This window comes from Pseudarthrobacter sp. NKDBFgelt, assembly GCF_046097905.1.
GTDB lineage: Bacteria > Actinomycetota > Actinomycetes > Actinomycetales > Micrococcaceae > Arthrobacter > Arthrobacter polychromogenes.
Genome location: NZ_JBJURL010000023.1, coordinates 1 through 24901, shown reverse-complemented (window position 1 = coordinate 24901; position 24901 = coordinate 1). Strand labels below are relative to the sequence as shown.

Here is a 24901-nt window from a genome sequence, read left to right as displayed (position 1 = left end):
TCTTATACAAGTTACCGAGGTAACGTGTCAGCGATCCTCCTTCTGGAGGGTGTGGGTGCCCCCATGTGGGCCTGACATTTGCTCACGGAGAACTTCAATCCAGGCGTAACAGTCGCGGCTGCGTCCTGTGGAGTTCTTCTGTGTTCCCCAAACTCAAATTCATTGCCGGTCCGCCGTCGCATTCGACGGCAGCCCCCAATGGCCCAAAGCCAAGGATGCAAATGTCTCCACCAAGCCTTATTGACGCACACCCGAATCTCTCCGACACCGCTCCGGTGGCGCTCTCCTACGAGCTGTTCCCGCCCCGTTCGCCGGCAGCCGCGGAAACCCTCTGGACCACCATCCGGGAACTCGAAACCACCGCACCGGACTACGTCTCCGTTACCTATGGTGCCAGCGGCTCAAACCGGGACACCGCCGTCGAACTCATCAACCGGCTCCTGCTGGAAACCACCCTCCGGCCGCTGGCGCACCTGACTTGCGTGGGCAACACGCCCCAGGAACTGGCGGGAATCATCGGTGAACTGCTGGACACCGGGGTGCGTGGGATCCTGGCGCTCCGCGGCGACCTGCCCAAGGACGGCGCGGCGCCGGTTTCCGGTTCGCTCCGGTACGCCCAGGACCTGATCGAGCTGATCCGCCGCGTTGAGCAGCGCCGTTCGGCATTGCTCTGCGCCGGAAAGATCGCGGTAGGCGTGGCGGCGTATCCCACGCGCCACCCTGAGTCGCCCAGCGAGGAGCACGACGTCGAGGTGCTGCTGGCCAAGCAGCGTTCCGGCGCGGACTTCGCCATCACACAGGTCTTCTTCCACACCGACCAGTACGCGGACCTCCTCACCAGGGCACGCCGTGCAGGGGTCACCATCCCGATCATCCCTGGAGTTATGCCCCTCACCAGTCTCCGGCGCGTCAGGCGCCTCGGCGAACTGACCGGCGTGGAGCCCGCTCCCGAGCTGCTGGAACGCCTGGCCTCAGCGGACAATGACGTCGAACGCCTCCGCATTGGTGTCGATGCCACGGTGGACCTTGCCAACGCAGCCCTGCAGGCCGGCGCGCCCGGCATCCACATCTACACCTTTAATGAGCACCAGAGTGCCCTGGAGTTGCTGGACAAGCTGGCCCTTCCGCGGCGCACCCATTCGGGCATCCGCCCGGACGCAGCTGCCCGCCAGCTCGCCAGCTGACGCACCCCTTCCTGCACTGAATCTTTCCGCCCACGGCGGACCTGTACCCAACCCTTAGGATTTCCCATGTCTAAAAACACCACGCCCAACCACACTCCGTTCCCCGCCGCGTCCCTCCTGGGCTACCCGCGTATCGGCCGCCGCCGCGAGCTTAAGAAGGCCGTCGAAGCCTACTGGGCAGGAAAGATCGACGCCGCCGCCCTGGACGCTGCCGCCAAGGACATCCAGCTGAGCATCGCCAACCGCTTGCGAGAGCTCGGGCTCACCGAACCGGCCGCAGTGCCGGGCACTTTCTCCTACTACGACCAGGTCCTGGACACCACCGCCCACCTCGGCGCCGTGCCCGCCCGGTTCGGCAAGCTCCTCAACGGCCAGGGACAGCTGGACATCGACGGCTACTTCACCCTTGCCCGCGGCACAAAGGACCAGCAGCCCCTCGAAATGACCAAGTGGTTCGACACCAACTACCACTACCTGGTCCCGGAGATCGGCCCGGAATCCGAGTTCACCCTCGCCTCCACCGCCAAGGTTGACGAGTTCGCCTTCGCACTGGCCAACGGCATCGAGACCCGCCCCTACATCGTGGGTCCTGTCACCTACCTGCTCCTGTCCAAGGCGTCCGACGGCGCCCCCGCCGGGTTCGCGCCGCTGTCCCGCCTCGAGGACATCCTGCCCGTCTACATCCAGCTCCTGGAGAAGCTCTCCGCCGCGGGCGCCAGCTGGGTCCAGCTCGACGAGCCCGCCCTGGTGGTGGACCAGGACACCCCGGCCGGCGAGGTCGAGGCCGCCGTGGCCCGCGCCTACGAGGTCCTCTCCTCAGCGGCCAACCGCCCGCAGATCCTCGTCTCAACACCGTACGGCTCACTGGACGGCCAGCTCGGCACCCTCGCCGCCACCAACATCGACGCGCTCCACATCGATGTCTTCAAGGGCGCTGTTCCCTCCGCCGCGGCACTCGCCGGCCTGGGCGACAAGACCCTGGTTGCCGGCGTCGTGGACGGCCACAACATCTGGCGCAACGACCTTGCCGCGTCCGCAGCCAAACTGGATGCACTGAAGGCGGCGGCGGGCAGGGTTGCCGTCTCCACCTCCACCTCCACCCAGCACGTCCCGCATGATGTTGCCGAGGAATCCCAGCTCTCCGAGCAGCTCCGCAGCTGGCTGGCGTTCTCGGATCAGAAGGCCGCCGAGGTGAAGACCCTCGCGTCCTACCTGGCCGATCCCGCCTCCGCCCAGGCGGCCATCGACGAGGCAACGGCCGTGATCGCCTCCCGGGCCTCCGCAGAAGGCGTGCGCCGCTCCGACGTCGGTGCACGCACCGAAGCGCTGACCGCAGCCGACTTCACCCGCTCGGCCTACGAAGTCCGCCAAGCCGCCCAGGAAGAGGCGCTGCACCTGCCGCCGCTGCCCACCACCACCATCGGCTCCTTCCCGCAGACCTCCGAGATCCGTTCGGCGCGGGCCCGCAACAACAAGGGGGACCTCACCGACGAGCAGTATGAAAAGCTGATGAAGGACGAGATCAAGCGCGTTGTCGAGCTGCAGGAAGAGCTTGGCTACGACGTCCTGGTGCATGGCGAGCCCGAGCGCAACGACATGGTCCAGTACTTCGCCGAGAACCTGGAGGGCTTCGACGTCACTGTCCACGGCTGGGTCCAGTCCTACGGCTCACGCTGCACCCGTCCGTCCATCCTGTGGGGCGACGTCACCCGCAGTGCTCCCATCACGGTTGAGTGGGCAAAGTACGCGCAGTCCCTGACCAGCAAGCCGATGAAGGGCATGCTCACCGGTCCGGTCACCATCCTGGCCTGGTCCTTCGTCCGCGACGACCAGCCCCTGGGCGAGACCGCCAACCAGGTTGGCCTGGCCCTGCGGGACGAAATCGCAGACCTCGAAGCTGCCGGCATCAAGGTCATCCAGGTGGACGAGCCCGCGCTGCGCGAACTCCTTCCGCTGAGGAAGGCCGACCACGCCGACTACCTGAAGTGGTCCGTGGACTCCTTCCGCCTGGCTACCGCCGGTGCTGCCGACGCCACCCAGATCCACACCCACCTGTGCTACTCCGAGTTCGGCGTGATCATCGACGCGATCGACGGACTGGATGCGGACGTCACGTCCATCGAGGCCGCCCGGTCCCGCATGGAGGTTGTCCACGACCTCGAGTCCCACGGCTTCGGCCGCGGCGTTGGCCCGGGCGTCTACGACATCCACTCACCGCGTGTGCCGGGCGAGGCGGAGGTGACCGAACTGCTGGCCACCGCCGTCAAGCACGTCCCCTCCCGCCAGCTGTGGGTGAACCCGGACTGCGGCCTGAAGACCCGCGGCTACGCCGAGACCGAGGATTCCCTGCGGAACCTGGTCAAGGCAACCCAGACGGTCCGCGCCAACCTGCTGGAAGCAGCCAAGTAACAAGTACGACGGCGGCCAGTCACGTGGGAAGCCCGCGTGACCGGCCGCCGTCGGCATTTAACCATCCATTGCTCCGTACTTGCCGTTATCGACGTTCAAAACGGCAGGTACGGAGCACTCGATTCAGGACTCCCAGACGATCTCGTCGTCCACCACGCCGTCCTCGTCGGCCGAGGCCACCAGCACCTCATCGGTGAAGTGCTCGCCCAGGGTGAAGTCCAGGACGAAGTAGCGCTCGGGCTGGCCGGGATAGATGCCCACGTGGCCCAGCTTCAGGGCTTTGAGGAAGACGTCGTTGGTGAGCTGGCTGCGGTCGGTGACGCCGAAGACTTTTTGCAGGTGTTCGTCCTTGAGGGCGTTGCAGTGGAAGTGCAGGTATTCCTGGGGGCTGGTGCCTTCCTGCTCCAGCTCCTCGGCGATCATGTCCCGGACCTCGTCCACGAGTTCGGGCAGGAACCGCAGGCGGTAGTCCACTTTCCGGAGGGCGGCTTCATCGAAGTGGTCGTGCGCCGTGATGTTGAGGTCGAGTTCCAGCGGATGTCCGCGAAGCTCATGCTTCGCGGCCACTAAGTGATCCTTGCCGTGGTTGAGTTCGATCTCTCCGAAGTGCCGGCTCGCTACCTTGCTCATAGTTTCAACATAGACCCGAACAGCGGCGCATTCCAGCATTCAGGCCTAATTCACGGCCGTTCGCATTCCTGCGAGCGTCTCGGCCAGGAGGTCCACGAAGAGCTGGACCCGTGCCGTTTTCCTGTCATTGATAATGAGGGCAAAGACGTTCCTGGCCAGCCGGATCTCCGGAACGTCCAGTACCACAACACCGGCCGGCTTGTTTCGCAGCGCGAGTTCCGGAACCAGGGCCGCTCCCAGTCCTGCGGCCGCCATCTCCAGGCTGGCGTGGAAGTCGTCGCTGTGGGCCACCACGCGCGGGTGCAGGTTGCAGCCGGCGAAGAGCCGCTCGATCACCATGGCGTCGCTGGTTCCCGGATGGTGCATGATCCACGGCATTTCGGAGAGGTGGTCGGCGGCGACCTTTGCGTCACTGCGGAAGCCCCAGCCGGCGGGCAGCACCACCCGGAAGTCGTCGTCGCCGATCCATTGCCGGTTGATGGTGTTGGGCCATGCGAAACCGGTCTGCCCCACCTGGAAAACCACGGCGAGGTCCAGTTCGCCGCCGGTGCGCAGCCCCTGGATGGTCTGCCCGGGTTCAGCGACGGATACTTTGAGGTCGATTCCCAGGTTCTTCCATGCCGGGTTCTTCAGGATCCGCGGCAGGACGTAGGTGGCCAGGCTGGGAAAGATCCCCAGCCGCAGTTCCTGGTTGGCCGAGTCCTGGGTTTTGGAGGCGGCAGCCATCAGCGCCTCGATGTCCGTCAGCACCTTGGCGGCGTGCCGGGTCATAACGACGGCGGCTTCCGTGGGCACCACGCTGCGTGCCGAGCGCTGGAACAGGACGACGCCGGTGTCCCGTTCCAGGGCGGACATCTGTTGGGAGACGGCTGAGGCCGTATAGCCCAACGTGGCGGCCGCGGCCGCGAAGGAGCCGAGGCGGCTGACCTCCAGGAGGGTCTTCAGGTGTACCGGGTTTACCACCTGCCCACAGTACTCCGCCGCCCGGCGCTGAAGAAGTTGCCCGGCGCGGCACCCATCCGCTGGCACGGTGGTGCCGAATTGCCCTCTAGCATTGGCAAATGTCCAGTAGAGGAGCATGCATTGTCACCTGACCCAGCAGTAACCGGAGGCGGGCGACGGCGGGTGGCCGTCATCGGCAGCGGCGTGGCCGGCCTGACCGCAGCCTACGTCCTCAACAGGCAGGACGACGTCACGCTGTTTGAAGCGGATTCCCGGCTGGGAGGGCACGCGCACACGCACGACATGCCGCAGGCGGACGGCTCCACCATCGGCGTGGATACCGGTTTCATAGTCCACAACACGCGGACCTATCCCACGCTTCTGCGGCTCTTTGCGGAACTTGGGGTGGAGACGCAGGACTCCGAGATGAGCATGTCCATCCGGTGTGATGGCTGCGGGCTGGAATATGCAGGCGCCCGCGAGGGCGGACGCGGAATCATTGCCCGGCCCTCCAGCCTGCTGCGTGGCCGCTATCTGCTGATGCTGCTGGAAGTGACCCGTTTTTACCGCAGGGCGCGGGCGCTGCTGGAGACGGCACCGGTTTCTTCGGTCACCCCGGACCTCGAGGTTCCCGAACCCACCCTCGGCGAGTTCCTGGAACGCGAGAAGTTCAGCCCCTACTTTGTTTCGCACTTCATGACCCCGGTGGTCAGTGCCGTGTGGTCCTGCGACCCCACCACCGCGCTGGCCTACCCGGCGCGGTACCTCTTCACCTTCCTGGGCCATCACGGCCTGCTGGGCGTCAAGGGCTCCCCGCAGTGGCGTACCGTCACCGGCGGTTCCGCCAGGTACGTCGAAAAACTGGCCGCCACGCTGACGGACGTCCGGCTCAACACCCCCGTGACCGCCATCCGGCGCACTCCCGACGGCGTGGAGATCACCACTGCACACGGGCAGGAAGACTTCGCCGCCGTCGTCATCGCCACCCACCCGGCCCAGGCACTGGGGTTCCTCGCCGACGCCACCCCGGCCGAGAAGGAGGCGCTGGGAGGCATGCCGTACTCGGTCAACCACACTGTCTTCCACCAGGATCCGGCCGTCCTGCCCTCCGCGGACAACGCCAAGGCGTCCTGGAACTACCGCCTGCCCTCCTGCGAAGCCCGGCCGGACAAGGTCCTTGTCAGCTACGACCTCACGCGGCTGCAGCGGCTCAGTCCGGCGGACGGCAAGCCCTACCTGGTGAGCCTGGGGGAATCGGAGCTGATCGCGGAGGACCGGGTCCTGGAGCGGATGGTATACGAGCACCCGCAGTACACGCCCGAATCGCTGCGGGCCCAGCAGGCGATTGCCGGGCTCAGCGACAACAGAATCGCGTACGCCGGCGCCTACCTGGGCTGGGGTTTCCATGAGGACGGCGCGCTCTCGGGCGTGCGGGCGGCCGGGGCGCTGGGCCGCTCCTGGGTGGCTGCGGAGGCCGCTGACCAGGTTGATTCCCGGGACGGCGGGGAACGGGAGCTGCTTTCCGCGGCTGAGCCGGCATGACCATTGAGGCAGCGATCTACCGCACAGCCATTTCGCATGTGCGGCGCACGCCGCTGAAGAACGCGTTCACGTACCGCAGCTACTCCTGGTTCGTGGACGTGGACCATCTGCCCAGTCTTCCGTTCCTGCTCCGGCCGCTCGCGGTTTTCCGGTCCGGTGACCACCTGGGGGACCCCGGGGCCAGCATCCGGAGCAACGTGGAGCGGTTCCTGCGCACCCAGGGCATGGAGCCCGACGGCGGCGCGATCCACATGCTGACCAGCGCCAGGGTTTTCGGCTACGTTTTCAACCCCCTCACGCTGTTCTGGTGCTACCGGACCAGCGGCGAACTTGAGTGCGTGGTGGCAGAAGTCCACAACACCTACGGGGAGCGCCACTGCTACCTGCTGCAGACGGATGCAGCGGGCCGCGCCTCGGTGCCGAAGGCGTTCTACGTTTCGCCGTTCAACGAGGTGGACGGGCAGTACCGCATGAAGCTGCCCGCGCCGGGGGAGAAGCTGGGGGTGTCCATCGTGCTGGAGCGCGAGGGCCACCGGCCTTTCGTGGCCTCGATGGACGGCACGCGCCGGCCCGCCACGGTCCGGAACATCCTGGCAGCGGCGGTTGCCGTACCCGCCGCGCCACTGCTGGTTTCCGCACTCATCAGGGTGCAGGGCATTACACTCTGGGCAAGACGCCTGCCGGTCGTCGCCCGACCACACCACCCCTCACAGGAGGCAGTTCAATGACAATGACGGACGACAACCAGGCAACTGCATCCGCCGAAGGCAAGGCGCAGCGCAGGACTCTCGAGGCTGCTGCCACGCCCTACGCCGCGGCATGGACCGCAACGGGGGTGCCGGCGTCGCCCGCCACCATCGATCCGGACCTGTGGCCGGAAGTTGCGCAGCCGCCGTCGGGAGCAAAAGCCGCGGTGGCAGGAAAAGCGGCCGGCTTCCTTTTCAAGGGGGCCGTGAAGCGTCTGCCCCTGCGCGTGGAGTACCCCGACGGCACCGTGCTGGGCACGGGCGGCCCGGAGGCGCCGGTGATGACCATGGTCCGGCCGGACGCGTTTGAAGCCCGGATCGGCGACAACGGACTGATCGGGCTGGGCGAGTCCTTCATGGCGGGGGACTGGGAAGCCAGCGACCTCGCAGGTGTCCTGGAGGTGTTTGCCGCATCGGTGGACACGCTCATTCCCACGCCGCTGCAGAAGCTGCGCGCGTTGTACCTGCCGCGCACGCCCCGGCAGGAGCGGAACGCAGAGCAGAACACCCGCAGCAACATCTCGCGGCACTACGACCTCTCCAACGAGCTCTTCTCCAACTTCCTCGACTCCACCATGAGCTACTCGTCGGCCCTGTTTCCGCTTACCTCGGGACCGCTGGCTTCTGTTGGCTGGGAGGAACTGGCGAAAGCGCAGCAGGCGAAGATCGACAGGCTGCTGGACAAGGCCGGCGTCGGGGCCGGCACCCGGCTCCTGGAGATTGGCACCGGCTGGGGTGAGCTGGCGCTGAGGGCAGCGGCCCGCGGCGCCACCGTCTACAGCGTCACCCTGTCCAGTGAACAGCAGGCCCTCGCGCAGGAACGCATCGCGGCTGCCGGCTATGCGGACAAGGTGACCGTGGCGCTGCAGGACTACCGGGCTGTTGAGGGGGAGTACGACGCCGTTGTTTCCGTGGAGATGATCGAGGCCGTGGGCTACGAGTACTGGCCCATCTACTTCCAGACCATCGACCGGGTGCTGGCGCCCGGCGGCAAGGTTGCCATCCAGGCGATCACCATGCCGCACGGCCGGATGCTCGCCACCCGGAACGCCTACACCTGGGTGCACAAGTACATTTTCCCCGGCGGCTTCCTGCCCTCCGTCCGCGCCATCGAGAGCATCACCCAGCAGCACACCACGCTGCGGGTGCGCGAACGAATGGGCATGGGGGACCACTACGCCGCCACGCTGCGGCTGTGGGAGGAACGGTTCCTTTCGCGCTCGCAGGAGGTAGGGGAGCTGGGATTCGATTCGGTGTTCCAACGGATGTGGCTGTTCTACCTGTGCTACTCGCGGGCAGGCTTCCAGTCCGGCTACCTGGACGTGCAGCAGGTTGTGCTGGACCGCCGGGAGGCGCAGCTGTAGCGGCTGCACCCGGGCGGCTGCAGCCGCCGTGTGTTTCATCACCATAAGGGGTTCCGAAGCTCACGTCGGGGCCCCTTTTTGGTGCCCCGTGCAGCTGGCCGGGGGCGCGCGACACGCCGTCTTTTCCCCGACACGCTGGGCGAAAATTGTGGCTAAGTACTCCACAGGGTGTGGACGCCGTCCCCAAAAACAGCGGGATTCCGGACATTTTGGGGGCACCTGCCTGTGGATTAAAAGTGCATTAAATGACATACTTGTAATACATCATCTTGGGGTTCCAAAGAGGCGTCTGCACTAGATGTAGTATCTAGGTACAGCTTGGGCGGGGACACCGGACCAGCAAGTTTTCCAGAAAAGGGGACAGGAACCATGACCGTAACGGTTTACACAAAGCCTGCTTGTGTTCAGTGCAACGCCACCTACCGGGCGCTCGACAAAAAGGGCATCACCTACCAGAGCGTTGACATCTCCCAGGACGCCGAGGCCCTCGAGCGCCTGAAGTCACTGGGCTACATGCAGGCTCCCGTTGTGGTCACGGACCAGGACCACTGGTCAGGTTTCCGCCCGGACAAGATCGAGGAACTGGCCCTCTCCGCCGTTTCCTCTGTGGCATAAGGACCCTTTCCCTGCCGGCTTCCGGCAGCCAGCAACCAGCCGAGGTGACTTCAACGGCAGCACCAGCAGTCCAGGACATCCACACGGCTCAGCGTGTGGACCCTTCAGTGCCGGTCCCGCCGGTGGTCACCGGCAGCCGGCTCATCTACTTTTCCTCGGCATCCGAGAACACCAGCCGCTTTGTCTCGAAGCTTGGCCGTGACGCGGCGCGGATCCCGCTGCTGGCCAAGGATGCCCCCCTCCTCGCCACCCGGCCGTTCGTGCTGGTGGTGCCCACCTATGGCGGCACCGGGGGAGAAGGTTCCGTGCCCAAGCAGGTCATCCGGTTCCTGAACACCCCGCAGAACAGGGAGCTTCTGCGCGGTGTTATTGGGGCCGGCAACACGAACTTTGGGGACAACTACTGCATGGCGGGGGACATCATCGCCGCCAAGTGCGGAGTGCCGCACCTCTACCGCTTCGAATTAATGGGCACGCCAGAAGACGTGGCCCGCGTAAACAATGGATTGGACACGTTTTGGACACGACTGTCGCAGACACAGAAGTAACCAGGGCCCAGAAGCCCGAGATGCCCGCAGCGTACAAGGGCCTGGGCTACCACGAGCTCAACGCGATGCTGAACCTGTACGGCCCCAACGGCGAGATCCAGTTCGAGGCCGACCGTGAGGCTGCGCACCAGTACTTCCTGCAGCACGTCAACAACAACACCGTGTTCTTCCATGACCTGGAAGAGAAGCTCGAGTACCTGGTCAAGAACGACTACTACGAGCGTGAAACGCTGGACCAGTACACGATGAACTTCATCCGTGAGCTGTTCAACCGCGCCTACAAGAAGAAGTTCCGCTTCGAGACCTTCCTGGGCGCGTTCAAGTTCTACACGTCCTACACACTGAAGACGTTCGACGGCAAGCGTTTCCTGGAGCGCTACGAGGACCGCGTGTGCATGGTCGCCCTGCACCTGGCCCGCGGCAACGAGCAGCTCGCCCTGCAGATGGTGGATGAGATCATCGAGGGCCGCTTCCAGCCGGCCACGCCCACCTTCTTGAACGCCGGCAAGAAGCAGCGCGGCGAGCTGGTCTCCTGCTTCCTGCTCCGCATCGAAGACAACATGGAGTCGATCGGCCGCTCCATCAATTCCGCCCTGCAGCTGTCCAAGCGCGGTGGCGGCGTGGCCTTCGCGCTGACCAACATCCGCGAGGTGGGCGCACCCATCAAGCAGATCGAGAACCAGTCCTCCGGCGTCATCCCCGTGATGAAGCTCCTCGAAGACAGCTTCTCCTACGCCAACCAGCTTGGTGCCCGCCAGGGTGCCGGCGCCGTTTACCTGCACGCACACCACCCGGACATCTACCGGTTCCTGGACACCAAGCGCGAGAACGCGGATGAGAAGATCCGCATCAAGACCCTCTCGCTCGGCGTTGTCATCCCGGACATCACGTTCGAGCTGGCCAAGCGGGATGAGGACATGTACCTGTTCTCCCCGTACGACGTTGAACGCGTCTACGGTATGCCGTTCTCCGACGTCTCCGTCACCGAGAAGTACTACGAGATGGTGGACGATTCCCGGATCAAGAAGACCAAGATCAAGGCGCGCGAGTTCTTCCAGACCCTCGCCGAGATCCAGTTCGAATCCGGCTACCCGTACATCATGTTCGAGGACACCGTGAACCGGGCCAACCCGATCGACGGCAAGATCATCATGTCCAACCTGTGCTCGGAGATCCTCCAGGTTTCCCAGCCCACCACGTACAACGATGACCTGTCCTACGACGACACCGGCAAGGACATCTCCTGCAACCTGGGCTCGCTGAACATCGCGAAGACCATGGACAGCCCGGACTTCGGCCTGACCATCGAGACGGCCATCCGCTCCCTCTCGGCAGTGTCGGACATGTCCAACATCACCTCGGTCCCGTCCATCGCCAAGGGCAACGACCAGAGCCACGCCATCGGCCTGGGCCAGATGAACCTGCACGGCTACCTGGCGCGTGAGCGGGTGCACTACGGTTCCGAAGAGGGCCTGGATTTCACCAACATCTACTTCTACTCGGTGGTGTACCACGCAGTCCGCGCGTCCAACCTGCTGGCCATCGAAACCGGCCAGACCTTCGGCGGGTTCGAGAAGTCCAAGTACGCCTCCGGCGAGTTCTTCGACAAGTACACGGAGCAGGAATGGGTTCCGCAGACCGAGAAGGTTGCGGAGCTGTTCAAGAACGTGCACATCCCCACGCAGGCTGACTGGCTGGCGCTGAAGGCTTCGGTCATGGAGCACGGCATCTACAACCAGAACCTGCAGGCTGTTCCGCCCACCGGCTCGATCTCCTACATCAACAACTCCACCTCCTCGATCCACCCGGTGGCGTCCAAGATCGAGATCCGCAAGGAAGGCAAGCTGGGCCGCGTGTACTACCCGGCGCCGTACCTCACCAACGACAACCTGGAGTACTACCAGGACGCGTACGAGATCGGTTACGAGAAGGTCATCGACACCTACGCCGCAGCCACCCAGCACGTGGACCAGGGCCTGTCCCTGACGCTGTTCTTCAAGGACACCGCCACCACGCGCGACATCAACAAGGCCCAGATCTACGCCTGGAAGAAGGGCATCAAGACCATCTACTACATCCGTCTCCGCCAGCTCGCGCTGGAAGGGACTGAGGTGGAGGGCTGTGTTTCATGCATGCTTTAGTTTTAGCTTCAACTAACTAGCCAAGTACGACGGCGGGTGCCCGCCCGCCGTCGTACGCTTTAACTTAGAGAAAACCACCCAACGTTTAGGGGATGACATGACCGAGAAGGTCAAGCTGCTTAGCCACGTCGAGGCCATCAACTGGAACCGCATCCAGGACGACAAGGACGTGGACGTCTGGAACCGACTGGTCAACAACTTCTGGCTGCCCGAGAAGGTGCCGCTGTCCAACGACGTCCAGTCGTGGAACACGCTGACCCCGGCGGAGCAGCAGCTCACCATGCGCGTGTTCACGGGCCTGACCCTGCTGGACACCATCCAGGGCACGGTAGGTGCGGTCTCCCTGATTCCGGATGCGCTGACCCCGCACGAGGAAGCCGTCTACACGAACATCGCGTTCATGGAGTCCGTGCACGCCAAGAGCTACTCCTCGATCTTCTCCACGCTGGCCTCCACCAAGGAGATCGACGAGGCATTCCGCTGGTCCACCGAGAACGAGAACCTTCAGAAGAAGGCCCAGATCGTGATGGACTACTACCAGGGTGACGACCCCCTGAAGCGCAAGGTGGCCTCCACGCTGCTGGAGAGCTTCCTGTTCTACTCGGGCTTCTACCTGCCCATGTACTGGTCCTCGCGCGCCAAGCTGACGAACACGGCTGACCTGATCCGCCTGATCATCCGCGATGAGGCAGTGCACGGCTACTACATCGGTTACAAGTTCCAGCGTGGCCTGGAGGCTGTTTCCCCGGAGCGCCGCCAGGAAATCAAGGACTACACTTTCGAGCTGCTGTTCGAGCTGTACGAGAACGAAGTCCAGTACACGCACGATCTTTACGACGGCGTGGGACTGGCCGAGGACGTCAAGAAGTTCCTGCACTACAACGCCAACAAGGCCCTGATGAACCTGGGCTACGAGGCGATGTTCCCGGCTTCCGTTACCGACGTGAACCCGGCCATCCTCTCCGCCCTGTCGCCGAACGCGGACGAGAACCACGACTTCTTTAGCGGGTCAGGTTCTTCCTACGTGATCGGCAAGGCTGTCAACACCGAAGATGAGGACTGGGACTTCTAAGAGTTTCCGTCTGAGGCCCGCCCAAAGGGCTGGTCATGGCCCGGACCCGCGTGATTCGCGGGTTCGGGCCTCTTTTGTGCCTTGTTTTGCAGAAGCTGCGGTTCCTGCTTAGAACAGCGGCCAGGGCACCGCCGACATCTGACCGCGTGGAGCGGGGAACCGGCCCGCCGAGCGCAACCGGGCGCAGCGTGCGGCGAGTGAAGCAATTTCCCCAGCGCTGAGCAGGTCCGCCAGGTTTCGGCCCAGCTCACCGTCCAGTCCTGCGCTGACGCGGTCGATGCCCTCAAGTTCCTCGGCGGTCAGGGCGTCCCCCAGCCACCCCCACAGCACCGTGCGCAGCTTGTGGTCACAGTGGAAGGTAAGCCCGTGGTCCACGCCGTGCCGGTGTCCGTCCGTCATGGCAAGGATGTGATCGCCTTTGCGGTCGGCATTGTTTACGACGACGTCGAACACCGCCATGCGCCTGAGCGCCGGGGAGTCCTCGTGGATGAGGGCGACCATCCGACCGGTCTCATCCTGACCCTCGAGGACGTGTTTCCAGCCGATCTCAGGTACGTCGTCCGACGCAACGAGGTCCACCGCGTTCTGGTCGGGGTCTGTCTCCTGCCACAGTTGCACCATCCCTTCGCCTAACGGACCATCGCGCAACCAGGTGCGGGGCACCACATTCCAGCCGAGGACCTCCGAGACCAGGTAGGCGGCAACTTCTCTGTGGGCAAGGACGCCGTCAGGAAAATCCCACAGCGGCTTCTCCCCGGCTATCGGCTTATAGACAACCGTGGTGTCGCCGATGCTGCCTACGAAAGTGGCGTTGGACGCCGTCGTAATGCGTCCGGTGAGCGTCAGCTCGGCCGCCACCAGGTCCGGCGCCGGCATCAGGCCTCGGGCAAAGTGCAGACGTGCCCGTCGGCGTCTAAGGGGTAACCGCAGAGCGGGCACGCGGGACGCCCTGCGCCCACAACCTCCCGCGTGCGCTTAGCAAATGCGCGGGCGGTGCCAACGGGAATCCGCACCAGCAGCATTTCGGGCACCTCGGCGTCATCCGCATCTGGCGATTCGTCATCACTATCAGCGTCGACATCGGTGATCGGGTAGGCCTCGATCACCACCTGCGCCGTCGTCGGGTCCCACCCTAAGCCCATGGCGCCGGTCCGAAACTGCTCCTCAACGGCCTCAAGCCCGTCATTGTCAACCAGCTCAATGGGAGTGCTGGTGGGAACGCTGTGGGGGTTTCCCTCGACGGTGAGAAGCTGGTCGAGGATTTCGTCGATCTTCTCCGCGAGCAGGGCTGACTGCTGCTTCTCCATGGCGATACTGACGATCTGGTTCCCAGCCCGCACCTGCAGGTAGAACGTCCGTGCCCCCGGAAGGCCAATGGTGCCGACGACGACCCGATCGGGCCAGTCGAACTCATGAACACGTGTAGGCATAAGAGCATTTTAGGCACAGGCGCTTCATGGCGCCTGTTGCCCTGCACCGCCGCCCACCGGCGCGTCGGCAGAAAGGATGCTGTTCGACAGCCACGACAGGTCCCCGGCATCGGTGTTGGTCGCGTAAACGCTTGGCCTTGTGGCGCTGTAGCGCACGATCGATACGGATGCCGGGCCAATATTAATTCGCTGGAACAGGTCCAGGTGCATGCCCAGCGCGTCGGCAAGGATTGCTTTGATGACGTCACCGTGACTCACCGCCACCCATACGGCTCCTGGCCCGTACCCGGTTTCGAAGGCTGCATCGTGGCGTCGAATGGCTGCCACCGCCCGGGCCTGCATTCCGGCCATGGATTCGCCGCCGGGAAAGACGACGGCGGACGGCTGCGATTGCACAGCCGACCACAGATCTTCGGTTGCGAGGTCACTGAGCATGCGGCCCTGCCACTGGCCGTAGTCGCACTCGGTAAGGTCGGGTTCCACCGGCGCGTACGGAGTGCCGGCCTGGCGGTCGAGGATGAGCTGGGCGGTTTGCTGACAACGCTCGAGCGGGCTCGATACCACCCCGACGACCGGCACCGCCGCGAGCCGTTCTCCGGTCAAAGCCGCCTGCTCGCGCCCGGTCTGGTCCAGGCTGACACCGGCGGCCCGCCCGGCCAGCAGTCCAGTGGCATTGGCTGTGGTGCGTCCGTGCCGCACGAGGATAACTGTCGCCATCCACCCAGCCTATCCACCCTCACGATGGCAGTGTGCACCCGGGCCCATGGAAACCGGCCGGCCACAGGTCACAGGCCACTCACGGTGATCGTTCACCCACCAAGAAGACCACCGGGGGAGTAGTGACCGGGCCGGGGCAAGGATTGAAGGGGTCTTCCCTGGTCCACTCCAGATCGTTCACCTGCTCGGCAAGCACCGAGCCGTCCGTAGCGAGGGCGCGCAGGGTGATGTAACTGGGTACCGGGCCAGGGATGAAGGTGAACCGCCAGGTGTCCTCGCCCTGCCTGCTGCCGATGTAGCGGGTGTCGGGGTAGGCGGGCGGCGGGACACTTGGGCCGGGTGCGGGGGAGAATCCTCCACCGGGAAGCTGTATCCAGTGGTCGGTGACTGCGAGGGAAGCGGCTGGGGCTGCAGTGGGTTCCGGCGCCGAGCACCCCTCGTCCGTGCATAGCTGGACGTCGTCGACAGCTTCCGCACCGCCTTGAACGGTCACTTCGAGGGTGCTGACGTAGCCAATGGCGGGACACGCCGTACTGCAGCCCGCAGCCGGCAGCGTGACCGCGATCAGCGCGGCGACGCCCAGGATCCCCCAACCCGTTTTCATGGATGCAGTCTATGGCTGGAAGGTGTTGTCCGGTCACATTCGAAAAACAAGCGTTCCCGGTGCAGCGTCCCACCAATACGGATACTGTGGCTTCACCACGTGTATGCGTGACCTGGGAGCAGCGGGCAGGGTTGTAATGAGCTGGCAGAACCGCCCGCGACCCAAGGAATTTCATGAACGTGTTCACCTCCCAGCCAACAGGCGTCCTCCAGTGGTAGCCGGAACCTCCCACTCGAGGCTGCGCCGGAAGAGGACCCGGCATCCGCGGTTCACTGTAGGGGAGAGGGTGAGCTTCCTGGACGCCGGCCTGTCCGGCACGGGCGTCGTGGATGCCATGACGGGCGACCACTCCATTGTCTGGATCTGGGCCGACGGCGGTCTTGGCCGCCGGATGTTCTTCCAGGGCTGCGGCAGTATCATCTCGTCCCTTGAGGACCAGCCGGGGTGAGCAGTGGGACGTTATCGTCCGCCTTCTGCTGCGGGAAGGGGGCCTGTCACGCGGACCCCGCCAACTTCGCCCGTCCACGGCGTATCACCGCGCCCGGGAAGGACCAGGTGCGCGAAAATGTAGCCCTGTTCGAGTTCAATGACTTCCGAAGTGGACCCGGCACAATCTAGCGCCAGCTCCAGAGGCTGAAAGGGCGCGCCCGGATGCTCCTGGCCAACGGAAACCTTGGCGCCTGATGCACCAACACAGGCTGCGGTGACGGTGTACTGTCCGGCCGCCGGCACCTTCTCCATTGCTCCAAAGCCCCTGACCGGGCCATCCAATGGCCCCTCCTCAAAAAGAATGGCGGGTCCCGGCACTGCCTTGAGGAGCCGGTCCAGCTCACCATAGTTCTTGACCTCCCGCTCCAGGACCAGCGGGTCAACGTACACCGGCGGGGACACGGCCGGCGCATCCGGGGCAGAGGTTGGCTTGTTCAATGGATCAGTGCCACTTGCTGGCGGATACTCCGGCTCAGGGTAGTCATAAGAGCACCCCATCAGGGTCATTAACGAGCACGCGGCAAGCGCAACCACCTGCCGCCTGTCCCTCGCCGCCATAGTCGCACCAAGTCTTACCGGTCAGGCCGGCTGCCAACTCACCGGGAGTGCCTTCACCCCATAGACAATGGTGCTGTCCATTCGTTCCAGGTGAACGCCCTGTTCCAGGGAAAGCCCGGGCAAACGGGCCAGCAGTGCCTCCAGGACGATCCTGGCCTCTAGCCGGGCCAGCGGCGCGCCGAGGCAGAAGTGTATGCCGTGGCCGAATGCCAGGTGCCGGTTGTGGCCGCGATCAACATCGAACTCGGCAGGCCGCTGGAACTGCCTCTCGTCGCGGTTGGCGGAGCCTATCCAGGCCACGACCGGTGCGCCGACAGGAATAACTTCGTCTCCCAAGGCTGCCTCCGCGACAGTCATTCGATACATGGACTGGACCGGCGATCGAAAACGCAGCACCTCTTCGATGGTCTGGGGCAGCAGAGCGGGTTCCCTTATCAGACGGTCCATGGTGCCGGGGTTCTCGGACAGGCACAGAACTGCGTTGCCGATCAGATTGGTGGTGGTTTCATTGCCTGCGACAAGCAGCAAAGCGCAAAAACCGAGCAGTTCGGGCACCGTCAGTTTTTGGCCGTCAATCTCCGCTGCCAGCAGGGTGCTGATCAGGTCCTGGCCCGGGCGGCTCCTGCGTTCGTCGATCAAGGCCAGGAAGTACTCCGTCATCTCCATGTGCGCTGCGGTGTGATTCTCACCGGCCGAACCGGTCCGCGTTTGGCTGACAATCACATCCGACCACCGTTTGAAGCGCTCACGGTCCTGCGGGGGGATTCCCATGAGTTCAGAGATCACTATGACAGGCAACGGGTAGGCCAACTCCTTGATCAGGTCCGCGCTGCCGCGGTCCGCGATCCCCTCCAGCAGCTCGTCCGTGAGCCCGGCGATGCGGGGAGCCAGCGCATCCACGGCCTTGGGAGTGAACGCCTGGGTAACAAGGGAGCGCAGCTGCCGGTGCCTTGGAGGATCGGTGGCGATCAGGCTCGAGGAAAACAGTTGGCCGGTCCCCGATGCATCATCACCTCCCATGTGCGACGAGAAGGTGGCATATTCGGACAAAGCCCGCTGAACGTCGTCGTACCGGAAGACGTGCCAACTGCCAGATTGTTCGTCGTAATAGACGGGGGCAGTTTCCCGCATGCGTTCGTAGTAGGGGAAAGGGTTGAGCTGATATTCAGGGGACGCACTGAAATCCATGGCTGGCCTCTCTGCTCGCCGGGGACTCTTCGGCTCCACGGACGCCGTGCCCTCAGCCGGTTGGAGCGTTGAACCCTGATTTTAGCCACTCCCAGCTTCCGGGTCATTAGCAGGAGTTGGCCCGGTTTACTCCGGATCGCTACCTACTGGGTGCAGGCGCTCCCGCCAGTCTGCCGGTACCTTGTCCGCCGGTGCAGGTGCCGGCTGTTCCGGTGGCCTGGATTGGGGATCCGGAAGCCTTGGTCCGCGGAAGAACTTCTTTGTGGTGTGTTCGTAGAACCAGGCCTCCCCAGGTTCAAAGGACCGCATCACGGGGTGACCAGCTTTTCGCACGTGGGCACTGGCATGCTGGGAGGGAGATGAATCGCAGCATCCGATGTGGCCGCACTGTGCGCAGCGGCGAAGATGCAGCCACCAACCCGGGCCGTCACCGCCAAGGCACTCCAGGCACCCTGTTCCACTGGGTGTGGCAGCAAGGTTGATTCCCGCGATAGGGCGGTCCTCCAAGGGGTACTCCATGTCCATCACTCCGGTCCTGCTCAGGTCATCCCGGCTGCCCCTGTCGGGAGCAATTCTGGCAGAATCTCCGCGCCCTTGTCTGCACTGTCCCAGCGCGAGTATCGTGAGCGCCACCGAACCATTGAACCGGAAAGACGGCGGCCATGGATCACTCGGTTCCGATCATGCTGATTGCCACCTCAGACTCGGACTCCCGGCGCATTCTGGGAGATGAGTTACGCCGACGCTACGGCGCCGACTATGAGGTGGTGGCCTGCGAGGGGCACGCCCACGGGCGGGCGGTGCTTGAGGGGCTAAGGCGCTGGAACCGCCCGGTCGCGCTCATACTCGGGTGTTACGGACCGGCTGACCGCGGTGGGCTCGATTTCCTGCGTCGTGCCTATGGCTTCCACCCGGCTGCAAAGCGTGCAGTTGTGGTGACCTGGGGTGACTTCGCCAGCGCCCCCACCGTATTCCGTGCGATCGGGCAGGGTTATGCCGAACTGCTGATCATCCGCCCCGAACGCCCGCGCGACGAAGAATTCCACGGGGCGATCACTGACGCCCTCGACGACTGGCACCTGGCCCAGGGGGTCGGGTTCGAGGCGGTCCGGCTGATCGGGGAGGTCGGCGACGGGAGGACCCATTCGCTGCGCGACTCCCTGAGCCGAAACCACATCCCGGTGGGCTTCCATCCTGTGGGGTCCGAGACGGCGGAACGGACGCTGGAGAGCCTTGGCCTGCGCGACCCCATGCTGCCGGTCCTGGTGCTGGAGTTCACTGCTTCACCCATTGTCCTCCAGAACCCAACTGACCTGGAGATTGCCGAAGCGATGGGGGTGACGCGACCGCCACCACCGGACAAGATTTTCGATGTAGTGGTGGTTGGGGCCGGCCCCTCCGGTCTTGCGACCGCCGTCTATGCCTCCTCGGAGGGCCTCGCCACCATGGTGGTTGAGGGAGAGGCTGTGGGGGGCCAAGCCGGCACCAGCTCCTTGATCCGCAACTACCCTGGCTTCTCCCGCGGTGTAAGTGGCGCCCATCTGGCCTACCGCTCGTTCCACCAGGCCTGGACTTTGGGCACGGACTTCCTGTTCTTACGGAAGGTGGAGGGCCTCGGCGCGGACGGAGCACTGTACTCTGTGTCGATTTCCGATGGCAGCGTGGTGCGGTGCCGAACAGTGGTGGTGGCCACCGGAGTGGACTACCGCCGCCTTGGGATACCCCAGATAGAGGATCTGGTGGGCAGGGGCGTCTTCTACGGGGCCACAGTCTCCGAGGCGCCGTCGATGGCCGGAAAGAACGTCTGCGTTGTGGGGGGCGGCAACTCGGCCGGACAGGCGGTCCTGCACCTTGCGAAGTTCGCGAAGAAGGTGACGCTGCTGGTGCGTGGACCCACTCTGTCGGTGAGCATGTCGGAATACCTCATCTCCCAGCTGGAGGCCACCAGGAACGTTGCGATCCGCTATGGCACCGTGATCGTGGGCGCACGCGACCGGGACGGATTCCTTGCCTCGGTTAAGGTCGCCGCACCCGGCGCCCCCGACGCAGCGCCGGGTGAGGAGATCGAAGCCGGCGGTTTATTTGTGCTCATCGGTTCGGTGCCGCGGACCTCCTGGCTGCCCGACACCGTAGAGCGTGACCAGGCCGGCTTCCTCCGCACTGGCGCCAACCGGGATGTGAATGACGCCGGGTCCTTCAGGCCCGGCAGGAATCCGCTGGCCCTGGAAACCAGCATGCCCGGCATCTTCGCGATCGGCGACGTGCGGGCCGGTTCCATCAAAAGGGTGGCTACCGCCGTGGGGGACGGCGCCACCGTGGTTTCTATGCTCCACACGTACCTGGCCGAGCACCCCCTGCCTGCTTCGCCCCCTGCCCCAGGTGATGCTGCCGTACCCGAGGAGCTGCCCGGAGATGTCCGCTTCAACTGAGGCCACACCGTTGATCCCGGCGATGAGGCTGTTGCTCTACGTTGCTGCATTCCTGGTATTTCTTGCCGGGCTCGTGCTGTTCGTGTTTCCGCTGCGGACAGCGGAATGGTTCGCATGGACAGTCAATCCGCCCATGACCGCCGTCTTCCTCGGGGCGGCATACTGGTCGGCCGCCGGCCTGGAGGTGACGGGCGCCCGCTCAGCGAGTTGGGAGTCAGCGAGGCTGGCAGTCTGGCCCGTGTTCGTCTTCACCACGCTGACTCTTGGGGTCACCCTGCTTCATCTGGATCGCTTCCACCTCTCGCCAGAAAATGGCGCACTGGCCCAGATAGCCACTTGGGCGTGGCTGGCGATCTATGCCATGGTGCCCGTGGCGATGCTCGTGATCAGCTGGATGCAGATCCGCTCCCGGCGTCCTGCCCCAACGTCCGTGACGGCGGGTCGGCCGGTGCTGCCCCCTGCGCTACGGCTGCTCATGGCGGGGATCGCCGGAGTACTGCTGTGCTATGGTATGGCGCTTCTGGCAGTACCGGCTTATGCCGCCACGTGGTGGCCCTGGACACTGTCCGAGCTCACGGCGAGGGCGGTCGGAGCGTGGCTGGTCGGCCTGGGATGGTCGGCTGCGCAGGGCCAGTCCAGCGCCGACCTCCGCACCGTACGCCCCGTGGCCCTGACCTCGGTTGCCTTCGTCATTCTGCAGGCGCTTGCCCTGCTGCGGTATGGCGGCGCCCTGACATGGCCGAGCGCACCGGCCATCGGCTTCGTCACCGTGCTGCTGGCCATTGGAACCGCCGGTGGATGGGCACTCGCTCTGTCCCGATCGCCCGGAGCACAGGCCGGAATCAGCTGAGCGGGCTTCCCGCAAAGGTTTGATCCTTCTTCGCCAGCTCAGCGCGCTGCTTGATGCCCAACAGCATCGCGCGATCCATGACCAAATAACCCGGCTGAAGCAGGAAGTCCATGAAGCGCAGTCCTGCCGGCCGCCCCGGACCGGTGCGTGTCCGCAGCAGCAGCTGCGTCCCGCCGTCGTCCGCTTCGTGGAGGATGAACTGCAGTCCAGCCCCGTGAACCCTCATCTGCACCAGCCAGGGCCACACCTGGGCAGGCGGCGCGGAAATAGAGCCCATACCCAGGTACAGGATCAAAACTATTGGTCCGGGGTCTGCTTCATCCCAGGCGAAATGACTTACGATCGAACTCACTTCGAGACAGGCTGATTCGATGACATGTCGCTGCGGACCCAGGACGGGTACCGATGCCCGCCCTTAGGGCGGTCCCGGTCCTGGTCCGCACTAATTCTGGGGGAGCTTGCTGGTGCAGCACCGAGTGAACAAATATGACTGTACTGTTCACACCGCTGATGTTGTCCGGCGTTTGGGACTCCTCGTGCCCTGCATTGCGGGGGAGGATCTCAGACCCGTTGGTGCGGCGGAGTTGGCGGGCTGGATCGATGTGGAGCTCGAGGCCGAACCCGAGATTCCCGGTCACGGCTGGCAGGTGGGACTGGGTGATGAAGTAGGTCTGTTTGTTCGCCCCGACCATGACGATCTGGCCGAATTCTTGGGCGGGCAGGCCGGCGTCCGCTCGGTTGTCCAGCTCGATCGGGAGGTGTTTGCCGTTGACGCGCCCCGGTTGTGTGCCGATGGACTGCGCGCAGCCGTGATGCAGGCTGTCGCAGCTGCCAACGTGAGGGCGCATGACCCCTCTGTCGCGGAGCGGCCGGAAGTCCCGGCCGGTGGCGCCGTCACTTTGGACGTTTCAGCAACTGTGTCCCATCCGGAGCAGCCGGTGGAACCTGAAGAGGACGATGACCTGTGCCGGCTGGTTTGCGGGGACGCCGCCAGCGATGGCCGGCGGGTTCAAGTGTGGGTCAACATGAACGGCATCCTTATCCTGCCCGCTGGAACCATCCCGCACGGTCCGTTGGACCAGGGCGAGAACCCCCGTTTTCAGCGCGCCACCGTTACACCGGCGCGTGCCGTCAGGCTCGCGAAGCAGCACGAAGGACGTTGGATCCCGTATGCCTCCCTCACCAACCTCCGGCTCCGCCGGCCCAGGCTGGTACGCCGCCGGTGGTCGGCCACTGTTGTGGAGCGGGACGGCTTTTCTGTCCCCTTCAGCTGGCGGGGAACGCGTCCACACGCGCTGTTGCTGTGGGGGTACGTTGTGGCCCGGCGTGGGCTCGGCGCGGCGGACGGGCTGCCGTAGAAGGTACGTGGCGGGACGCTGCGAAGCGTTGGATAGGGCACCACATTCACTCTTCCGCAAGAAGTGCTCAACGTCCTGTCAATATTCCGGAAGCATTCAGGAACCGGGCCGTCAGCCGCTGTTTTTCGAACCCTTCCGGATCTACGCTGTCCAGCATCCGAAAGTTTGGGAGACGGCCATGAGCGCTGATGCCACACCACTGCTGTTGGGCGAGCGGGTTCCCGGGCAGGCAGTGCTCGAAGAGTTGATGGCGCTCCAAAGCCGCGTTCCGCCCCGCAACTGGCTGCAGCGGGTGTTTGGTGCCAGCCCGCTCAGACCGGAAACCATCATGGGGTACAAGGGGGTGCTCGGCGAGATCGCCGTTGGGCGGATCCTTGAGGGGCTCGGCCCCGAGTGGCTGGTCCTGCATGCAGTGCCGGTGGGCGCAGGCTCCGCGGATATAGACCACGTGCTGGTAGGGCCAGCGGGAGTGTTCACCTTGAACACCAAGAACCACTCCGGCCAGCCCGTGTGGGTGGCCGGGCGGGCACTCCTGGTTGCGGGAAAGAGGACACACCACATTCGGAGCGCTGCGTACGAAGCTGCCCGGGCGGCAAAACTTCTGGGCTCCGCTGCTGGCTTCCCCGTCGAGGTGACTGGCGTCGTGGTCATCGTCCAGCCGAAGAGCCTGACCATCAAAGCGCGGCCCGAGCGCGTGGCCGTGGTGAGGGACGCACGGCTCCTTGCCTGGCTGCGCCGGAGCCAGCCCGCCCTGGGCCCGGAGCAGGTAACCCAGATCGCGTCGGCGGCCGTCCGGCCGGGGACCTGGTGCCGGAATCCACCTGCCGCGAGCGATCTGCCGGCCCTTCAGGACAGCTTCACTGCCCTCCGGAAGATGGTTGAACAAGCACGACGGCGGCAGGCAGCCTGGGCGTTGAGCGTTCCGGCAGTCGGTTTCGTGGTCCTGGCTAACAGCGTGCAGTGGGGCGCAGCAATCCTCCAAGGCCTCGGCGGTCGCTGAACCGCCCGGGACGTTTGGCCTCTGGATCCGGCACGGGGGTGACGCGCAGACTGGGGTAATGCGGTTCCACAGGCGTTTGGTCATCGTGTTCGCAGCTGGCGCTGCGGTCGCAACCTATGCCCGGTACGTGCGTGCGTGGCAGCTCCATTGGGGCGCGACGCCTGCAGAGATCTCACGTGCTTTGCCCGGAGATGAGCTCGTGCCGAGACCAACCTTCAACGCCACGCGAGCGGTCACGGTTGGCGCGCCACCGGAGCGGATCTGGCCGTGGCTGGTCCAGGCCGGCCTGACCCGTGCCGGCTGGTACAGCTACGACATCCTCGACAACCTGGGCCGTCCAAGCGCCCGGCGCATCATCCCCGAATTTCAACACCTCGCCGTCGGCGACATTGTGCCGATGAGCCCCGACGGCAAGCACGGCATGCCAGTCCAGGCGATGGACGCACCGAAGTCCATGATCTGGGGTACGCCCGGTGACACCACCTGGACGTGGCAGCTCGATCCCATGCCGGACGGCTCAACGCGGTTGATCAGCCGTGTGCGCTCGCGGTACCGGTGGCTTTCACCCACCATAGCTTTCTCCCTCTTGCTTGAGTTCGGCGACTTCTGGATGATGCGCAAAATGCTGCTGAACGTGCGCAGCCGGGCTGAATCGGCGTCACGCTGAAGTCGGGCTCGACGGGGAGAGCTGCACAACGATCAGGAGCCGCCGTAGAGGAATCGGCGCAGGCTGTCTTCCGCCGGGGATCGTGGAATGTACAGATAGTCCACGTGGCCGCCGGGCTCAGTGGGCGTGGACGTGCAGTGCGGCGGGCGGTGCGCTTGTCCCTTATGACGTTCCCGGGGCTGCTCCTCCGGTTTTAGTCCCGCGGGCATGGCGGACAGGGCAGACTCCGGCCAGTGGGGTGGTTCCCAGTCCTGGTGTTCGCTTTTGTAGTGCCGCCCGGACGGTGAGGTCCAGCCGGGTGGGTCATCCTTGGTGGCCGGTGTTGGTTCCCAGCCGGTGGAGTGCCGGAGTTTGTGGTGCTTCGGGCAGGGCTGTCCGAGATTGCTGATCCCGGTGGTCCCGCCGTGCTGCCAGGCCA

General features: G+C 64.7%; 25 protein-coding genes and 1 pseudogene. 15 read left to right on the top strand and 11 right to left on the bottom strand.

Annotated elements, in window-relative coordinates; all coding sequences use genetic code 11:
- The first annotated feature begins 221 nt into the window (after positions 1-221).
- Together ACKAE7_RS08380 and metE are read left to right on the top strand one after the other, a co-directional pair.
- The gene (locus ACKAE7_RS08380; RefSeq protein ID WP_408978929.1) at positions 222-1184 is read left to right on the top strand and encodes a methylenetetrahydrofolate reductase; all 963 of its coding nucleotides are present in this window, start codon (positions 222-224) and stop codon (positions 1182-1184) included.
- 66 nt (positions 1185-1250) lie between these two features.
- Entirely contained in the window at positions 1251-3593 is a 2343-nt protein-coding gene (metE, locus tag ACKAE7_RS08375; protein WP_408978928.1) for a 5-methyltetrahydropteroyltriglutamate--homocysteine S-methyltransferase, read from the top strand.
- A gap of 123 nt (positions 3594-3716) precedes the next feature.
- Here the strand turns inward: metE and ACKAE7_RS08370 are convergent, their stop codons facing one another.
- Together ACKAE7_RS08370 and ACKAE7_RS08365 are read right to left on the bottom strand one after the other, a co-directional pair.
- The gene (locus tag ACKAE7_RS08370) at positions 3717-4223 is read right to left on the bottom strand and encodes a DUF2004 domain-containing protein (protein ID WP_188808730.1); all 507 of its coding nucleotides are present in this window, start codon (positions 4221-4223) and stop codon (positions 3717-3719) included.
- A gap of 45 nt (positions 4224-4268) precedes the next feature.
- Positions 4269-5186, bottom strand: coding sequence for a LysR family transcriptional regulator (locus ACKAE7_RS08365; RefSeq protein ID WP_188808731.1), 918 nt, complete (start codon positions 5184-5186; stop codon positions 4269-4271).
- Between the two features lie 120 nt (positions 5187-5306).
- On the opposite strand from ACKAE7_RS08365, the gene ACKAE7_RS08360 reads away from it, so the two are divergent.
- The 7 genes from ACKAE7_RS08360 to nrdF all read left to right on the top strand — a co-directional run bounded on the left by ACKAE7_RS08360 (position 5307) and on the right by nrdF (position 13193).
- Positions 5307-6707: an NAD(P)/FAD-dependent oxidoreductase gene (locus ACKAE7_RS08360; protein ID WP_188808732.1), complete on the top strand. Its 1401-nt coding sequence runs from the start codon at positions 5307-5309 to the stop codon at positions 6705-6707.
- Entirely contained in the window at positions 6704-7435 is a 732-nt protein-coding gene (locus tag ACKAE7_RS08355) for a DUF1365 domain-containing protein (protein ID WP_191035977.1), read from the top strand. The genes ACKAE7_RS08360 and ACKAE7_RS08355 overlap by 4 nt, the downstream gene beginning before the upstream one ends.
- Positions 7432-8817, top strand: coding sequence for a class I SAM-dependent methyltransferase (locus tag ACKAE7_RS08350; RefSeq protein WP_408978927.1), 1386 nt, complete (start codon positions 7432-7434; stop codon positions 8815-8817). The genes ACKAE7_RS08355 and ACKAE7_RS08350 overlap by 4 nt, the downstream gene beginning before the upstream one ends.
- A gap of 369 nt (positions 8818-9186) precedes the next feature.
- Positions 9187-9432 (top strand): glutaredoxin-like protein NrdH, encoded by a 246-nt coding sequence (gene nrdH, locus ACKAE7_RS08345; RefSeq protein WP_066276552.1) that lies wholly within the window; start codon positions 9187-9189, stop codon positions 9430-9432.
- 77 nt (positions 9433-9509) lie between these two features.
- Complete coding sequence (nrdI, locus tag ACKAE7_RS08340; protein WP_188809043.1) at positions 9510-9980, top strand: class Ib ribonucleoside-diphosphate reductase assembly flavoprotein NrdI; 471 nt, start codon at positions 9510-9512, stop codon at positions 9978-9980.
- 20 nt (positions 9981-10000) lie between these two features.
- On the top strand, positions 10001-12121 hold the full coding sequence (gene nrdE, locus ACKAE7_RS08335) for a class 1b ribonucleoside-diphosphate reductase subunit alpha (RefSeq protein WP_188808735.1): 2121 nt from the start codon (positions 10001-10003) through the stop codon (positions 12119-12121).
- A 97-nt stretch (positions 12122-12218) separates the two neighbouring features.
- Complete coding sequence (gene nrdF, locus ACKAE7_RS08330) at positions 12219-13193, top strand: class 1b ribonucleoside-diphosphate reductase subunit beta (RefSeq protein ID WP_013601219.1); 975 nt, start codon at positions 12219-12221, stop codon at positions 13191-13193.
- A 108-nt stretch (positions 13194-13301) separates the two neighbouring features.
- Here the strand turns inward: nrdF and ACKAE7_RS08325 are convergent, their stop codons facing one another.
- The 4 genes from ACKAE7_RS08325 to ACKAE7_RS08310 form a co-directional block, all read right to left on the bottom strand.
- Positions 13302-14069 (bottom strand): SCO1664 family protein, encoded by a 768-nt coding sequence (locus ACKAE7_RS08325; RefSeq protein ID WP_408978926.1) that lies wholly within the window; start codon positions 14067-14069, stop codon positions 13302-13304.
- Complete coding sequence (locus ACKAE7_RS08320) at positions 14069-14623, bottom strand: DUF3090 domain-containing protein (protein WP_408978925.1); 555 nt, start codon at positions 14621-14623, stop codon at positions 14069-14071. The genes ACKAE7_RS08325 and ACKAE7_RS08320 overlap by 1 nt, the downstream gene beginning before the upstream one ends.
- Positions 14624-14647: 24 nt before the next feature.
- Positions 14648-15340: a histidine phosphatase family protein gene (locus tag ACKAE7_RS08315; RefSeq protein WP_408978924.1), complete on the bottom strand. Its 693-nt coding sequence runs from the start codon at positions 15338-15340 to the stop codon at positions 14648-14650.
- A gap of 79 nt (positions 15341-15419) precedes the next feature.
- Positions 15420-15944 carry a hypothetical protein gene (locus tag ACKAE7_RS08310; protein WP_190612305.1) on the bottom strand — a complete coding sequence of 175 codons (525 nt, stop codon included), beginning with the start codon at positions 15942-15944 and terminating at the stop codon, positions 15420-15422.
- Between the two features lie 286 nt (positions 15945-16230).
- On the opposite strand from ACKAE7_RS08310, the gene ACKAE7_RS08305 reads away from it, so the two are divergent.
- Complete coding sequence (locus ACKAE7_RS08305) at positions 16231-16392, top strand: hypothetical protein (protein WP_229675296.1); 162 nt, start codon at positions 16231-16233, stop codon at positions 16390-16392.
- A gap of 11 nt (positions 16393-16403) precedes the next feature.
- Here ACKAE7_RS08305 and ACKAE7_RS08300 read toward each other — a convergent pair whose 3' ends face one another.
- From ACKAE7_RS08300 to ACKAE7_RS08290, 3 genes are all read right to left on the bottom strand, one after another.
- Positions 16404-16871: a hypothetical protein gene (locus ACKAE7_RS08300; RefSeq protein WP_408978923.1), complete on the bottom strand. Its 468-nt coding sequence runs from the start codon at positions 16869-16871 to the stop codon at positions 16404-16406.
- Between the two features lie 141 nt (positions 16872-17012).
- Positions 17013-18179, bottom strand: a complete 1167-nt coding sequence (locus tag ACKAE7_RS08295) for a cytochrome P450 (RefSeq protein ID WP_408978922.1) — start codon at positions 18177-18179, stop codon at positions 17013-17015.
- A gap of 126 nt (positions 18180-18305) precedes the next feature.
- Positions 18306-18698 carry a UBP-type zinc finger domain-containing protein gene (locus tag ACKAE7_RS08290; protein ID WP_408978939.1) on the bottom strand — a complete coding sequence of 131 codons (393 nt, stop codon included), beginning with the start codon at positions 18696-18698 and terminating at the stop codon, positions 18306-18308.
- A 143-nt stretch (positions 18699-18841) separates the two neighbouring features.
- On the opposite strand from ACKAE7_RS08290, the gene ACKAE7_RS08285 reads away from it, so the two are divergent.
- Together ACKAE7_RS08285 and ACKAE7_RS08280 are read left to right on the top strand one after the other, a co-directional pair.
- A complete protein-coding gene (locus ACKAE7_RS08285; protein WP_408978921.1) occupies positions 18842-20608 on the top strand; it encodes an FAD-dependent oxidoreductase in 1767 nt (588 codons plus the stop codon).
- Entirely contained in the window at positions 20592-21458 is an 867-nt protein-coding gene (locus ACKAE7_RS08280; RefSeq protein WP_408978920.1) for a hypothetical protein, read from the top strand. The genes ACKAE7_RS08285 and ACKAE7_RS08280 overlap by 17 nt, the downstream gene beginning before the upstream one ends.
- Here the strand turns inward: ACKAE7_RS08280 and ACKAE7_RS08275 are convergent.
- On the bottom strand, positions 21451-21753 hold the full coding sequence (locus ACKAE7_RS08275; protein WP_408978919.1) for a hypothetical protein: 303 nt from the start codon (positions 21751-21753) through the stop codon (positions 21451-21453). The two genes, ACKAE7_RS08280 and ACKAE7_RS08275, sit on opposite strands and share 8 nt — an antisense overlap.
- Before the next feature lie 241 nt (positions 21754-21994).
- Between ACKAE7_RS08275 and ACKAE7_RS08270 the strand changes: the two genes are divergently transcribed.
- From ACKAE7_RS08270 to ACKAE7_RS08260, 3 genes are all read left to right on the top strand, one after another.
- Positions 21995-22816 carry a hypothetical protein gene (locus ACKAE7_RS08270; protein ID WP_408978918.1) on the top strand — a complete coding sequence of 274 codons (822 nt, stop codon included), beginning with the start codon at positions 21995-21997 and terminating at the stop codon, positions 22814-22816.
- Positions 22817-22994: 178 nt separating this feature from the next.
- Entirely contained in the window at positions 22995-23816 is an 822-nt protein-coding gene (locus ACKAE7_RS08265) for a nuclease-related domain-containing protein (RefSeq protein WP_408978917.1), read from the top strand.
- Between the two features lie 58 nt (positions 23817-23874).
- The gene (locus ACKAE7_RS08260) at positions 23875-24483 is read left to right on the top strand and encodes a hypothetical protein (protein ID WP_202986606.1); all 609 of its coding nucleotides are present in this window, start codon (positions 23875-23877) and stop codon (positions 24481-24483) included.
- 32 nt (positions 24484-24515) lie between these two features.
- On the opposite strand, the pseudogene ACKAE7_RS08255 reads toward ACKAE7_RS08260, so the two are convergent.
- Positions 24516-24901: pseudogene (locus tag ACKAE7_RS08255) on the bottom strand (endonuclease); the annotation flags it as partial.

Excerpts from the sequence above, each read along its gene's own strand:
- ACKAE7_RS08315 (WP_408978924.1), bottom strand. The coding sequence starts at position 15,340 with ATGGCGACAGTTATCCTCGTGCGGCACGGACGCACCACAGCCAATGCC.
- ACKAE7_RS08380 (WP_408978929.1), top strand. The coding sequence starts at position 222 with ATGTCTCCACCAAGCCTTATTGACGCACACCCGAATCTCTCCGACACC.
- ACKAE7_RS08280 (WP_408978920.1), top strand. The coding sequence starts at position 20,592 with ATGTCCGCTTCAACTGAGGCCACACCGTTGATCCCGGCGATGAGGCTG.
- ACKAE7_RS08370 (WP_188808730.1), bottom strand. The coding sequence starts at position 4,223 with ATGAGCAAGGTAGCGAGCCGGCACTTCGGAGAGATCGAACTCAACCAC.
- nrdE (WP_188808735.1), top strand. The coding sequence starts at position 10,001 with ATGCCCGCAGCGTACAAGGGCCTGGGCTACCACGAGCTCAACGCGATG.
- ACKAE7_RS08295 (WP_408978922.1), bottom strand. The coding sequence starts at position 18,179 with ATGGATTTCAGTGCGTCCCCTGAATATCAGCTCAACCCTTTCCCCTAC.
- ACKAE7_RS08265 (WP_408978917.1), top strand. The coding sequence starts at position 22,995 with ATGAGCGCTGATGCCACACCACTGCTGTTGGGCGAGCGGGTTCCCGGG.
- nrdF (WP_013601219.1), top strand. The coding sequence starts at position 12,219 with ATGACCGAGAAGGTCAAGCTGCTTAGCCACGTCGAGGCCATCAACTGG.
- ACKAE7_RS08310 (WP_190612305.1), bottom strand. The coding sequence starts at position 15,944 with ATGAAAACGGGTTGGGGGATCCTGGGCGTCGCCGCGCTGATCGCGGTC.
- nrdH (WP_066276552.1), top strand. The coding sequence starts at position 9,187 with ATGACCGTAACGGTTTACACAAAGCCTGCTTGTGTTCAGTGCAACGCC.
- ACKAE7_RS08260 (WP_202986606.1), top strand. The coding sequence starts at position 23,875 with ATGCGGTTCCACAGGCGTTTGGTCATCGTGTTCGCAGCTGGCGCTGCG.
- ACKAE7_RS08355 (WP_191035977.1), top strand. The coding sequence starts at position 6,704 with ATGACCATTGAGGCAGCGATCTACCGCACAGCCATTTCGCATGTGCGG.
- ACKAE7_RS08290 (WP_408978939.1), bottom strand. The coding sequence starts at position 18,698 with ATGGAGTACCCCTTGGAGGACCGCCCTATCGCGGGAATCAACCTTGCT.
- ACKAE7_RS08325 (WP_408978926.1), bottom strand. The coding sequence starts at position 14,069 with ATGCCGGCGCCGGACCTGGTGGCGGCCGAGCTGACGCTCACCGGACGC.
- metE (WP_408978928.1), top strand. The coding sequence starts at position 1,251 with ATGTCTAAAAACACCACGCCCAACCACACTCCGTTCCCCGCCGCGTCC.
- ACKAE7_RS08350 (WP_408978927.1), top strand. The coding sequence starts at position 7,432 with ATGACAATGACGGACGACAACCAGGCAACTGCATCCGCCGAAGGCAAG.
- ACKAE7_RS08320 (WP_408978925.1), bottom strand. The coding sequence starts at position 14,623 with ATGCCTACACGTGTTCATGAGTTCGACTGGCCCGATCGGGTCGTCGTC.
- ACKAE7_RS08285 (WP_408978921.1), top strand. The coding sequence starts at position 18,842 with ATGGATCACTCGGTTCCGATCATGCTGATTGCCACCTCAGACTCGGAC.